The organism is Hymenobacter roseosalivarius DSM 11622, from assembly GCF_900176135.1.
GTDB lineage: Bacteria > Bacteroidota > Bacteroidia > Cytophagales > Hymenobacteraceae > Hymenobacter > Hymenobacter roseosalivarius.
This window is the reverse complement of sequence record NZ_FWWW01000052.1, coordinates 147591-160660: the sequence shown is the minus strand read 5'-3', so window position 1 is coordinate 160660 and position 13070 is coordinate 147591. Positions and strand designations below refer to the sequence as shown.

14 protein-coding genes are annotated in these 13070 nt (G+C 53.8%); 3 read left to right on the top strand and 11 right to left on the bottom strand.

Annotated features, from left to right (window positions below):
- Window positions 1-252, bottom strand: a 252-nt coding sequence (locus B9A24_RS22615; protein ID WP_234997055.1) for a hypothetical protein, incomplete at its 3' end; no start/stop codon positions are given.
- A gap of 732 nt (window positions 253-984) precedes the next feature.
- Here B9A24_RS22615 and B9A24_RS06910 point away from each other — a divergent pair.
- A complete protein-coding gene (locus B9A24_RS06910) occupies window positions 985-1680 on the top strand; it encodes a hypothetical protein (RefSeq protein ID WP_084444442.1) in 696 nt (231 codons plus the stop codon).
- 112 nt (window positions 1681-1792) lie between these two features.
- Here the strand turns inward: B9A24_RS06910 and B9A24_RS06905 are convergent, their stop codons facing one another.
- Together B9A24_RS06905 and B9A24_RS06900 are read right to left on the bottom strand one after the other, a co-directional pair.
- On the bottom strand, window positions 1793-2272 hold the full coding sequence (locus B9A24_RS06905; RefSeq protein WP_143434808.1) for a hypothetical protein: 480 nt from the start codon (window positions 2270-2272) through the stop codon (window positions 1793-1795).
- 309 nt (window positions 2273-2581) lie between these two features.
- Entirely contained in the window at window positions 2582-3214 is a 633-nt protein-coding gene (locus B9A24_RS06900) for a class I SAM-dependent methyltransferase (RefSeq protein ID WP_084444440.1), read from the bottom strand.
- 183 nt (window positions 3215-3397) lie between these two features.
- Here B9A24_RS06900 and B9A24_RS06895 point away from each other — a divergent pair, with 183 nt between their 5' ends.
- Window positions 3398-5011: a S8/S53 family peptidase gene (locus B9A24_RS06895; RefSeq protein ID WP_084444439.1), complete on the top strand. Its 1614-nt coding sequence runs from the start codon at window positions 3398-3400 to the stop codon at window positions 5009-5011.
- Between the two features lie 312 nt (window positions 5012-5323).
- Entirely contained in the window at window positions 5324-6004 is a 681-nt protein-coding gene (locus B9A24_RS06890; RefSeq protein WP_084444438.1) for a metallophosphoesterase, read from the top strand.
- Window positions 6005-6155: 151 nt separating this feature from the next.
- Here the strand turns inward: B9A24_RS06890 and B9A24_RS22020 are convergent, their stop codons facing one another.
- The 8 genes from B9A24_RS22020 to B9A24_RS06850 form a co-directional block, all read right to left on the bottom strand.
- Entirely contained in the window at window positions 6156-6293 is a 138-nt protein-coding gene (locus B9A24_RS22020) for a hypothetical protein (protein ID WP_159451973.1), read from the bottom strand.
- 336 nt (window positions 6294-6629) lie between these two features.
- Complete coding sequence (locus B9A24_RS06880; protein WP_084444436.1) at window positions 6630-7460, bottom strand: enoyl-ACP reductase FabI; 831 nt, start codon at window positions 7458-7460, stop codon at window positions 6630-6632.
- A 140-nt stretch (window positions 7461-7600) separates the two neighbouring features.
- Entirely contained in the window at window positions 7601-9274 is a 1674-nt protein-coding gene (gene recN, locus B9A24_RS06875; protein ID WP_084444435.1) for a DNA repair protein RecN, read from the bottom strand.
- 240 nt (window positions 9275-9514) lie between these two features.
- Window positions 9515-10426, bottom strand: coding sequence for a type IX secretion system protein PorD (gene porD / locus B9A24_RS06870; protein WP_084444434.1), 912 nt, complete (start codon window positions 10424-10426; stop codon window positions 9515-9517).
- The gene (locus tag B9A24_RS23070; RefSeq protein ID WP_317044229.1) at window positions 10419-11081 is read right to left on the bottom strand and encodes a phosphopantothenoylcysteine decarboxylase domain-containing protein; all 663 of its coding nucleotides are present in this window, start codon (window positions 11079-11081) and stop codon (window positions 10419-10421) included. Before B9A24_RS23070 ends, porD begins: the two co-directional genes overlap by 8 nt.
- Before the next feature lie 64 nt (window positions 11082-11145).
- Window positions 11146-11697 carry a flavoprotein gene (locus B9A24_RS23065; protein ID WP_084444433.1) on the bottom strand — a complete coding sequence of 184 codons (552 nt, stop codon included), beginning with the start codon at window positions 11695-11697 and terminating at the stop codon, window positions 11146-11148.
- Window positions 11698-11721: 24 nt separating this feature from the next.
- Window positions 11722-12063, bottom strand: coding sequence for a DNA-directed RNA polymerase subunit omega (locus tag B9A24_RS06855; protein ID WP_084444432.1), 342 nt, complete (start codon window positions 12061-12063; stop codon window positions 11722-11724).
- Window positions 12064-12195: 132 nt separating this feature from the next.
- On the bottom strand, window positions 12196-13023 hold the full coding sequence (locus B9A24_RS06850) for an outer membrane protein assembly factor BamD (RefSeq protein ID WP_084444431.1): 828 nt from the start codon (window positions 13021-13023) through the stop codon (window positions 12196-12198).
- Window positions 13024-13070: the final 47 nt, after the last annotated feature.

Below are 13070 nucleotides of genomic sequence, written 5' to 3'. Positions count from 1 at the left end.
AAGCGCAATGGATAAGTTATTTGCGGAAGTAAAATATATTTCTGAGGTTACGCGACTTAAATAACAGAACAGCAAGCTGCCAACAAGAAAAATGGGGTTCGGATTTAATTTATTTTTCGCTTTTATACTTCTACCTTCAACAGTTGTACTTATAATTATTTGGCTCTTAACAAGGAGAAAACTTTTTATAAAATCAGTAGGGTTTATTTGGGCTGCAATATTTACACTTATTGTCATTACTAGCTTTCTCAAAATTTTATTATCTAAAGTAACACTTGAGAAAGAAGATTTTTATGGCCAATATATTATTGATAGAAGTCATTTTCCAGGAAAACAAGCAGATTGGCAATATGATAATTTTCGGTTTGAAATCAAGGATAATGACTCGATATACTTTTACGTGACACAGAAAGACGATGTAGTTAAAGTATTCAAGGGAATAATCAGTACACTAAAGCCATATAGCTCAGAAAGACTTGTGATAGATATGCAACAACCAACACATCATATCTTAACAACTAACCCCACTATTTACCGCGACACTTGGAGCTTTCACTTGGTATTTAATTCACCTAAATTCAACAATGTATTCTTTACTAAGGGAGATTGGGAACCTGTAGAGTAATAAACTACATACTCTTACTTCTACTGGCGCGAGCTTGTAGCTCGTGCCTAGCCATAACGATGAGGTTGCACCTCATCTGTCGCGTTAGCGGCAAGGCGGCTTCAAAATCGTTGCAATGCTAGAATGTTCTGGCGGGGGAGGCGCAGCCTCCCGGCATAGTTGGTCACGAGCTACAAGCTCGCGCCAGTGGTGCCATTGATTGAAGCTAGTAGAGATTCATTGCCGCGCGTCGAGTGAGTTAGCCCAAATCAAGAAGCTGGGGGGCATTTCTAGTTGCTTCTGCCCAGCTTCCGTACACAGGATACAGGCGGGCCAGCCCCGCCCGTGGCCAACGCTGGCCACCCCACGTATTCCTGATCATGCAAAAATTCACCGTAGAGCGCCTTTCCTTCGATACCCTGACGGAGCTGCCGAACTCCTGGCAAGCCCAGGACTACAAAGCCCTCCTGCTCAAAACCGGCTACGACAACCCCGACGAAATAGCCCCCGACGAGCTAAAAACCATGTGCCACATGGCCCTCACCGATTTGGAGCCCACGGAAGCGGCGCAACTGGTATTGGAGTACCTTTTTGAAGACCAGCTCACGGCCGGCCAGATAGAGAATCTGGCCCACCAGATGCTCACGGAGAAACTGTGGGAAGAAAACCCGGAGCTAGACCAGCACGAAGGCTTCTTTAAAACGACCCAACTGCTATATGCGGCCTATAACGGCAAGTTTCCGCGGGCCGAGGCCGTGCAGTTTCAGATAAAGATTACCGCTGACGCCGAAGCCCTGGCCCTGTTCGACACCCAGCCCGAAGCTCCGCTCCTGCGCCTGCTGGCCCAGGGTATGCCCGACAGCACCCTGCTTAAGCGCCTGTTTCACGAGCAGCTCGGCGGCACCAGCTTCCCCGAAGCCCCAGCTATCATCTGGCAGCTACAACCCCTGAAGCGCGAGGAGAACTCACTCGTGCTCGACGTGGTCAGCTCCGCTTATTGGCTCGATGATTTTAAGTACGCCGACACCTACGAGGCTACTACCCAAGCCGATAGCTTGGTAGAGGAAGAAGATTAAAAACGAAACGCAGTAGGCCCCAACACTGGGCTACTTGGGGGGCTTTTTTGCCTTCAAGTAGCCCAGTGTTGGGGCCTACTATATTTTTATGTATTGGCTTAATGCTGGCCCTTTACGCTTTTTTGAAATAGCTGAAGTACTGAAAACGTAGCGCTGGAAAGGAGTCTCGGTACCGGTCTCTAGTGCGTGGAAATAACAGAAAATAGCCCGCGTCAATAGTCCAGCCTCTATTCGCTTTTTTTGATTTTAAATCAATACCTAACGATAATACGCCGGCGCCTTCGTCGCCGGCAGTATAGTAGATGGCGCCTTGTCGGAAGAATAATTTTCGACGGTTGGTGCTGGCTTGCACCTTTCCAAAATACAGGCGGTGCTCCGCACTTACCGTAGGCCACACGCCGCCCAAGGTAGGCCCCACCCCAACAGTAAAACCCAGCTGGTTGATTGTAGTTAAATCGAACCCAACGCCAGCGTGCAGCAACTCAGGAGCTGATACGCCAATCACGAATTTCGTTTTGGTTAAGCCCATATCCTGAGCAGAAACCCCTAGCCTCATTACCTGAAATGCAAGTAGTAAACCGAGCTTTTTCATTCGATTCAGCTAGAATAGGTAGACGATAGGTGCTTTATGGAGTTTGAAGCTAGTTTGACCGTCATGCAGAACGCAGCGCAGCATCTCGCTCGCTGATGTCTGGTTACTAATCCAGCGAAACACGCGAGATGCTGCGCTGCGCGCTGCATGACATCCTTATTATTGACTATCTATTCATCCGACCTAGTTAGTCATCGTGCTTGGAAGTCATAATTCGTGGGCTGTTATCTGAAGGTATTAATATACAAATGTATATATACTTTAAAAAAGCTTAAATCTATTAACCAAAACAATCAAGCAATTCACTGATTAACCATCCCGGCGAAATAGAAAACACACGATTCGAGGGGTTGTGGCACGGTCGTCATCATCAAACAACTCTTGTAGGCTCACGCAGCTGAATCCGTTGCAGCGGGCCGTTTCGGTGAAGTCGGAGATGTGGTGGACGTAGCATTCCAGCTCAAAAATACCCCCCGCGGCCGTATCAAAGCGCGCTTTGCTGCCTTGGTATTGCTTGAACGGGTGCAACTCACCGATATAGAAAAGGCCGTGTGGTTGCAGAGCCTTGCTGGCCTGGGCAAAGACGTGGTTCAGATCCTGAATATGCTCTAGGATAAGGCTACAGGTAATCAGGTTTGTGGGGGTACGAACGAACTGCCACTCCTGGGTGATATCGGCTTGGTGGAAGGTAATGTGGGGCTGCTGAAGCTTCTGCTGGGCCTTGAGCAGCATTTCCGCAGAGAAATCGACGGCGGTGAGCTGAGTGGCGCGGGTGGCCAGCCATTCGGTGTTTTTGCCAGTGCCGCAGCCCAGCTCGATTATTTCGGCAAAATGCCCCCCAGGCACCACGGCGCGAATCGCGCGGGCTTCCAGGTCGCGGGTTTTGTTCTGAACCGAGGCGTAGCTGTCGGCCCAGGTGTTGTAAGCTTCTTGAATGTTCATGATTGAAGATAGCAACTACTACTGCTTTCTGGGGGGCATTTTTAAATAAATAATAGCTACTGCAACACGCATTTATTTCATAAATTATAACTGTTACTGGAGCTGCAATCATTTGCGTTTAATGCTGATTTTCTTTCCCTTACATCTCCATTACCCCTACTCCCACCTTACACTCTAAAGCCCATGCGCACTACTACTTCTATCCTTTCCGCGGCGTTGTTGGCACTATTTCTAACGAGCTGCCAGAAGCAAGCCGACGACCAGCAAATCCCACAGCCCAAAGCCGACCCTACGGAGGCGCTAAGTACCCAACAGCTCGACTCGCAGATTATGAGCTGCTTGCGCGAAACGGGTCGGTTTGACTGGAACCAGGCGTCGGAGCACTTTGTCTGGAGTGCCCTCACCCGCTCCGACTACGTACTTTCGGTGGGATATAAGCCAGCAGGCTTCGCGGGCGAGCTACCCACCGACGCTGCCTCGTCGGCTGACTGGCAGGCGGCCCGTATGCAGGTGCTGGAGTTGATTTTGGCTGAGGAGCGCAAAGCCAATCCCGACTTAACCCAGACGCAGGTAGTTGCCTTCAAGGAAAATGTGCTACCTGTGCTCGACGTGACGGTGCGGGAGCTGAGCACCATTCAGAAATTGCGTGCCTCGGGCTTGGTGCGCTATGCCGAGCCAATGGGCTACGAGCCCAACCGCCGCCAAGCTATTACGGCCAACAGCAACGCGGCCATTCTGAGCAGCAGCAGCTGCGACAACAATACGCCGAACCCCGATTTGGTAGCTGGCACCGACTACACGATATTAGCCAACGGCAGCAAATCATCCTTGAATCAGGCCGACCAGTTTCATGGCATCCGGTCTAGCTGGAGCCAGAGTACGGGCCAGGGCATCAAAATCGTCATTATCGACTCGGGCTCATCGGATGCACAGGAAAATCTGGGCTCCGCCTTCAATCAGGGCTTGAGCACGGGTCGCACTATTGAGCGACTGGTCACCTTGCCGCGTGCTGCCACCTTCGGCATTCCTACAGGCCCGGTAGAAACGCCCAACGACGGCTGCGGACACGGTACCAGTATGGCCGGCGTTTCTGCCGCCCCGCGTGGCACCGATGGTGCGGCCGTGGGCGTGGCTTACGCCGTGGGCGTGGCTTACGCCGTGGGCGTGGCTTACAATGCTAACCTGATTACGATTCGCGCCGCCCAAGACGTATTTCTTGATGCCAGCCGCGAAGTAAAAGGGGTGTCCGATGCCTACATTCTGGCCAGTAACCGCCCCGATGTACGCATTATCAGCATGAGTATGGGCCGCCTGACTAGCTCGTCGCAAATGACCGATGCCATCCGCTACGCTTACAACCGCGGCAAGCTCATCTTCTGCGCCGCCGGCACTTCCTTCGACTGGTCGTCGGGGTTTGTTGGGGTTACGTATCCGGCTACACTACCCGAAGTCGTGGCCGTAACTGGTTTAACAGACAATCTTACTTCCCGCTGCGACGACTGCCATGTGGGGGCTAAGGTTGAGTTTGCGGTGGTAATGCAAAAACCCAGCAACGACCTGACGGTCTTGTCGCTGGCCATGAGCGGCGACGCGCCGAGCACCGTGGGCGGCTCGTCGGTAGCTTCGGCTACTATGGCCGGCATGACGGCCTTGGTTTGGGCCCGATACCCCGACGAAAACCGCACCGATATTATGAGTCGCCTAGTTGTTGCTAGCTCCAATCGAACAGCGCGCAGCAGCAACTTTGGCTGGGGACGCGTGAATGCCGCCGCCGCCGTTGGAGCGTTACCATTATAGATGGCATCGATTACCTGTATAGTGTAGAGACGCGTATTCGCGTCTATCGTTGAACAATAATCCCGGCTGTCATCCTGAAGCACGAAGGACCTTCTCAGGTTGAAATTAACTGTTATTCGGTGAAAAGGTCCTTCGTGCCTCAGGATGACAGTCGAGGGAATGACAGACGTCTCGAAACCAAGCAGAGAAGAAGCGAACCAAAGGTCAGCAAAGCCAAGGTTGCGTCCCTGCACCGTTCAGCTTTTGTGGTTATTCAAAATAGCCCCCTAGCTGAACAGTAGCCTACTTCCTGCTGCTCCCGTAGTAGTTGGCATGGAAACATACGTCCTTGGTGATATTCACGGCGCCTTCCGCGCGCTGGAACAAGTACTGGAACGTAGCCCCTTCCGGCCCGGTATTGACCGTCTGATTCACTTAGGCGATATTTCCGACGGTTGGCCTGACACACCGGAGTGTGTGGAAAGGCTGCACAGCATTCCGAACAGCATCTGGCTACAGGGTAACCATGACTGGTGGACGGCTGAGTGGATGACCACCGAGCTGCCGCGTGCCGAGGTGAATATGCTTTGGTATCAGCAAGGTGGCAAAGCCACCTATGACGCGTACGAGCGCGGCCCTAAGGAGCAGATTGGTCGGCATTTTCGAACGTTCTTCGCTGAGCAACGCCCATACTTTGAGGACGAAGCAGGCAACCTATACGTGCACGGCGGCTACCATCCTAGGCGGCCCATAGCGGAGCAGGAGCCATACGACCTGGTTTGGAACCGTATGTTGTGGAATAATGGTATGCAGGCACACGCCTACACAGAATGCTTTATCGGTCATACGCCCACATGGCCTGCTAGCGCAGTACCATGCCAGCGGGCCAACGTTTGGAACATAGACCAAGGCGCGGCTTATGGCGGGCTGCTGAGCCTGCTGAATGTTCGCACCAAAGAGTTTGTGCAGAGCGACACTGTACAGAGCCTTTACCCCGGCGTGAAAGGCCGCTGAGGTTTCGCCCGCTTTACTTAGCTGTGGGTGGATTGCGGTTACCGCCCGTTGGTGCCCCTCCAGCCAGCTGAGCCACCCTATCATCAAGGTATGCCTTTGCTGTAGCCGATGCGGTTGGCGTATCCCATGCATAGGCCGTATTCGCGCGGGTCTATCTGACCGTCCCGTCCTGCAACATCATTTGTACGAGCGTTTGCAGCTCTAAGGTGCGTTGCATGCCTTCGGAAGCCACCACGAAGCTGAGCACATCCAGATTTTCGGCAATAGACTGTACGTCCTCAGATGTCAAATCAAGTTTATTTCCGATTTGCAGCAAGCAGTCTCCTTCGCTTTTGTCCAGTATGCCATCGGCCGCGGCCACCAGCACCAGGTGTGCTAAGCGAGGACCAGCATACTTTCTCAGCTACATTCTAAAGCGGGATGAGCAGCTGCAGTTGCAAGCTGATTTTGACTTGACTACCCCCCTGAGCCAGTAGACTATATTGCGGTGGTACGTTATGCCCTTGCTGATGCGAGGTGCTGTGGTAACAGCAAAAATCAGAATAGCTTGCTCACGAAAAAGTCCGGCCATGGGCCGGACTTTTTCGTGAGCAAGCTATGTGTTGCTTAGCCTTCAGAGCTGGCCTTATTCGCCCGAGCCTGAGGCTTGCGTTATCATCTCAACTACTTCGGCCGAAATACCCGTGGTGCTGAAGCCGCCGTCGTGCATCAGGTTCTGCATGGTTACGTAGCGGGTCAGATCCGAAAAGAGGCTTACGCAGTAGTCGGCGCAGGCTTCGGCCGGAGCGTTGCCCAGGGGCGACATCTTATCGGCAAACTCGAAGAAAGCGTCGAAGCCCCCGATGCCATTACCGGCCGTAGTACGGGTCGGCGACTGCGAAATAGTGTTCACCCGAACCTTCTTGAGCTTGCCCAAACGCTGGCCATAGCTGCGGGCAATGCTTTCGAGCATAGCTTTGGCCTGGGTCATGTCCGTATAATCCAGAAAGGCGCGTTGGGCGGCAATGTAGGACAAAGCCACCACGCTGCCCCACTCGTTCAGTGCGTCCTGGCGCTCGGCTACGGCCAGCATTTTATGAAACGACAGGGCCGATACATCCAGCGTCTGCTGAAAAAATTTGTAGTCCAGCTCGCCGTAATGCTTCTTTTTGCGGATGTTGGGGCTCATGCCAATACTGTGCAGCACGAAGTCTAATTTGCCCCCCAGATGCTCCGTGGCCTGCGAAAACAGATTTTCCAGCTCTTCCACCGAGGTAGCATCGGCGGGCACGATGAGGGCCCCGCACTCCTCGGCAAGTTGCTTGATTTCGCCCATGCGCATGGCCAGCGGGGCATTGGTCAGCACGAAGCGGGCACCTTCGGCGTGGGCTTTCTGGGCTACTTTCCAGGCTATGGATTTATGATCGAGGGCGCCGGAGATGATGCCGACTTTGCCAGCGAGTAGGTTGTTAGGCATTGGTTTTTGGTTAATTGTTTTTGGTTTCTGGTCCGTGCTGCTGCCCCGAGCGAACTTATCCGTACGCTACGCTCAGGCTCGCTTTAGGCTTCAAGTTTACAAATAACCAATAACCAACAACCAAAAACTAAAAACCGGCCTTACCCCACCAATTCTTCGCCCCGCATCGCCAGCAGCTCCCGCGCGCTTTCAAACGCATTTTCACTGGGCTTGGCACCGGCAATCATGTGGGCAATTTCGCGGATGCGCTCCTCGGTGCTTAGCTGCCGGATGCGGCTGATGGTGCGGTCGGCGCGGTCTTCTTTGTACACGAAGTAGTGCGCGTCGCCGGCGGCGGCCATCTGGGGCAGGTGCGAAATGGCGATGAGCTGGTGCTTCTTGGCCATTTGCTGCATCATCCGGCCCACTTTCACCGCAATTTCACCGGAAATACCGGTGTCTATTTCATCGAAGACTATCGTGGGCAGGGCGGTTTTGTCGGCCAGCATATACTTGATGCAAAGCATGAGGCGGGAAAATTCGCCCCCCGACGCGGCTTTGCTGAGCGTTTGGGGCTGGGCACCTTTGTTGGCGGTGAACAGAATGCTCACCACATCGGTGCCGCTGGCCGTGGGCTGGCCGCTGGTGTGCTGCACTACGATGCGCGAATGGGGCATACCCAGTTCAGAAAGCAAAGCCGCCAGCTCCTTTTCAAACTTCGGAAACGCTTTGCGGCGGCTCTCGGAGAGGCGGGCAGCCTGCCGGGTCACGGTGGCCAGGGCCCCATCGGTATCTTTGCGTAGGCGCGCGATTTCCTTGTCCAGGTTCAGCACTGAGCCTACCTGCTGGCGCAGCTGGTCGCGCACTTCAATGAGGGCCGCAAGGTCGCGGACCTGGTGCTTGCGCTGGAGGTTGTACAGCACGTTCAGGCGGCCTTGCAGCTCGTCGATGCGGGCCGGGTCGCCCTCGGTGCGGCGCTCGGCGGCTTCTACTTCGTCGGCGATGTCGTGCAGCTCGATCAGGCAGCTGTCGAGGCGGGCTTTCAGAGTTTGAAAAGCATCGGAATACGTTGAGATCTGGCCTAGCATGGTGGCCGCGTCCTTCATACTGCCGGCAGCGCAATACTCGCTTTCCGACAAGCTCTGGTAAGCCTGGCTGAGTTTATACTTAATCTCTTCAGCGTGTTCGAGCTGCTTTATTTCCTGCTCCAGCTCCTCCTGATTTTCCTGGTCCAAGCGAGCTTCTTCCAGCTCACTGAGCAGAAAGCTATGGTAATCCAGTTCCTTGTTGGCCTGCGCCACCTGATTTTCCAAGGCTTTCAGGTCCGCCTCCAGCTTGCGGTACTGGCGGTAGGCGTAGGAATACTGCGCCCGCGTGGGCACCAGGCCCGCATACAGGTCCAGCAAATTGAGCTGAAAAACGGCATCGCCCAGCAGCAGCGTGTCGTGCTGGGAGTGGATGTCCATCAGGTTGGCCCCAATCTTCCGCAGCGTTTCCAGCGTTACGGGCGTATTATTCACGAAGGCCCGCGACTTGCCCATAGGGCTGATTTCGCGGCGAAGAATGCACTGGGCATCATAGTCGAGGTCTTCGGAGTCGAAGATATCCTGCAACTGATAATTGGAAATATTAAACTGCCCCTCTATCACGCACTTGCTGCTTGTATTAAACAGCATCCGCGAGTCGGCCCGATTGCCGAGCAACAAGCCGATAGCGCCCAGCATAATGGACTTGCCGGCCCCCGTTTCGCCGGTGATGATATTGAGCAGGGCCGAGGGCCGCAACTCCAGCGCCTCAATCAGCGCGTAATTTTGAATGCGAAGATCAACCAGCATACAAGTTTAAAAAATAAGGATAGCAGCGGCCCGGCCTGAAACTTCACACGAAACACTTGCACTGGGGGGCTTTTTTTAAGAAGTCACCATGATAGAAAAGGCAAAAGATAACCTTTCGCTTCCTTTCAAAGCAGCATCACCTGATACAACTAATAAAATTAGTTGATTCCTGTGGTTCAACAAAAATAAGCCAAATTATTTAGCAGCCACCTGCTTAGCAATATTCCTACTATTGGCGCATTAGCGCTGCATAATCGCCTGATACTTGGCGGTATTGGTAGGGTCGACTTCCGTAAGCAGCGCTACCACTTGTGCTTTTTGCTGGGGGTCGGAGGCGGTGCGGAAGATATTGGCGATTTCGTCGGCTTTGGTGTCGAAGAAAGCGCGTGCCAGCAGCGTGCCTGGGCGGCGAACAGTGGCGCTTTGCACCCCTTGGAGTGCCTTAAACACACTGGCGCGAGCCTCTTCGGGCTTCTCCACGAAAATATCCAGTCCCTGCCGGTAGTAGGCGTACACACCGCTGCGGAAGGCTGCCAGCTGGGGGTCTTGCAGATTATTAAGCAGCCAATACCGGTTGCGCGGCTCCGTATCGCGCCAGCCGCGGTCGCCCTCCTGCGTTTGGGAAGCAGCCGTGGTCATGATGTTGCGGGCCCGGTCGTAGTACGGCGAGCCGCCCAGGGGCGTAAAGCTGTCCTGGTCCATCCCGATAACGATATAAGCGTAAAAGCTCAGCAGCGACGATAGATTCGACACAAATACGTTGTCGGAATAGTCGAGCGGATTTTGGGGCGAATAGTTGAACGACCAGCCTCTATCGGCAAACGACAGCAGATTGGTTTGATAGCCCGTGCCATACACCGGCCGCTCCGTGATGATGCGGGCAGTGGCCTGGTAGGAGCCGGTTTGCGGAATGCCCGTGATGCCCACAAACAACCGAAACCGGATACGTTCCTCGGGCCGGTAGGTGATGGTAGTCCAAGTGCGCGTGTTCAGAAATGACTGAATATCCGTCCGCATCTGCTGCACGAGTTGCTGGTCGGCGATGGTCACGTTTTCAGTAGTCACGCTTACTTCAGCCAATAATTCCTGAGCCTGAGCAGTACGCGTCAGCAGCAAAAACAGGCAGCAAAAGAAAAACAGCAGGTTACGCATGGGGAGTAGGAATGGCAGAGAGCGAGGCCAGAACGGTTTGCACAATGTCGCGGGCCACCTCGGCTTTGGGCTTCAAATCAAAGATAGTCATTTGCCCCCCGGCGGTCAGCAGCGTCACTTTGTTGGTATCGTGGCCAAAACCAGCGCCGGCGTCGCGCAGGGAGTTAAGCACGATGAGGTCGAAATTCTTGCGCTGAAGCTTGGCGCGAGCGTGGGTTTCCTCATCATTTGTCTCCAACGCAAAACCTACCGAAAATTGTTCGGGCCGCTTCAAGTGGCCCAGCGTGGCGGCAATGTCCACGTTCTTTACCAGCTCCAGTGTCAGCGTATCGCCTTCCTTTTTGATTTTGTTGACGGCCATTGACTTCGGCTTGTAGTCGGCCACGGCCGCCGCAAATACCCAAACGTCAGCTTGGGGGGCAATTCTAGTGGCGGCGGCGTACATCTCATCGGCCGTCTGCACCGCTATCACCTCAATTAGCGGATGCTGGAGCTGGAGCTGGGTCGGGCCGCTCACCAGCATCACATCAGCCCCCCGCGCCGCAAAGGCTTCGGCCAGTGCGTAGCCCATCTTCCCCGTTGAGCGGTTGCCGATAAAGCGCACCGGATCAATGGGTTCATACGTAGGTCCAGCCGTGATAAGGACGCGCATCATAGGTTATTAGAAGTGCTTTATGCTCGACAGACCGTCATGCTGCATCTGGCGTCCGCTGATCTACCTAGTTACCAAAAAACGCTTCCAGCTCCCGCATAATATCCTCCGGCTCCAGCATCCGACCGGGTCCCGAAAGCCCACTGGCCAGCTCGCCGGGGGGTGAATCGAAGACATAGTTGCCAAAACGACGGAGGCGAGCCAAGTTTTCGGCGACGGCTGGGTGCGCGTACATGTCCAAGTCCATAGCGGGGGATAAGAACACGGGACAGCGGGCCGAGAGGTACACGGCAGCCAGCAAATTGGGGCAATGACCATTTGCCAGCTGAGCTAGGGTATTGGCGCTGACTGGGGCAATAACCAATGCATCAGCCCAGAGGCCCAGTTCCACATGGTTATGCCACTCGCCGGCTGTTTCATTCTTCAAAAAACCCATCAGAACCGGCTTTTTGGACAGTGTGCCAAGCGTAAGGGGCGTGGCAAAGGCCGAGGCCGAGGACGTCAGAATGACTTGCACCTCAGCCCCGGCCTTTACCAGGAGCCGCACCAACAGGGCGGACTTATACGCGGCAATGCTCCCGCACACGCCCAGCAAAATTTTGCGGCCTTGCAGCGCCATCGTGCGGTAGTTAAGCAGTGATACTTACTCGGCGGCGCGGGCGGGCGTCTCGCCTTCGGCGGGCGTCGAAAAGTGCACTTTACCTTCCAAAAACTCTTCTACCGCCAGGTTAGTAGGCTTGGGCAGACGCTCGTAGTACTTGGAAATCTCGATTTGCTCGCGGTTTTCAAACACCTCTTCCAGGTTGTCAACCGTGGTGGCAAACTCGGCCAGCTTGCTGTTCAGCTCTTCCTTCAGCGTAACCGAAATCTGGTTGGCCCGCTTAGCAATGATGGCCAGCGACTCATACACATTACCCGTCTGGTCAGCAAATTCCGACAGGTTGCGGGTCACGATAGAGGCGGGGACGTTATTCAGAGTTTTCATCTTAAATCAAATGGTTATTAACTGGTTGGATGGCTAAAGACTGAACTGTTAAACAGCGGTGTGACTACTGGTTGGCTTCCCGGCTTTTCACAATCAATTATTTCACAGCCCATTTATTTAAACCATTAAAATCTAGTTCGCGGCGGCCTCCTGAACGGGTTTCAGCTTGGCTACCTCAGCGCGGGCGTCGTCGTAGAGCGACTCGGCCGCTTTTAAGTTTTTGCTCTGCGGATACGTATCTACGAAGCTCTGGTAGAAGGCAATAGCCTCCAGATAACGTTCCCGTTGCTTTTGCTCCACGCTTTCCTTGGCATAATAATACTGGGCAGCTACCTTCAGATAAGCGGCTTCCTCATTGTAAGCCGAGGCCGGAAACTGCTGTTGGAAAGCCGTAAAAGCAACCACCGCTGATTGATAATAGCGTAGCTGATAGTAGAGCCGGGCACTCTCAAACGCCTTTACATCCAGCTTTTTCTGCAACTCCAAGGACATGCTCTCCGTCTCGGGGCGGAACTGGCTGGCGGGGTAGCGGTTTAGAAACTCCTGAATGGACTCCAGGGCCGTGTAGGTATTGGTTTGGTCCAGCTCAAACTCCGGCGAGTCGCGAAACAGCGACTTAGCGTGCATAAACATGGCCTCCTCCGCGTAAGTCGAATTGGGATAGGTATCGAAAAACGACTTGAAATAATACGAGGCCAACGTATAGTTGCGCTGGCGGAAATTGGTGTTAGCGAAGTAGAACTGGGCCTTTTCAGCCTCCGGGCGGCCCCGTAGCAGTGGAATCAACTCTTCCAGCAGGGTACCGGCTTTAAAGAAGTCGCCTTCTTCGTAGTACTTAATGGCAGCGGTGTATTTTTTATTCACGTCGTCGCTCTTGAGTAGCTTTTGATAGCCACTGCACGAGCCGAGCAACAAAGCGCTCAGCAACAACAGAAAGAAGGTAGGACGAAACAAGGGCATAAGGACGCAAAGGTAACGGAATACAAAGCCGAATCAAACGGCAGCAT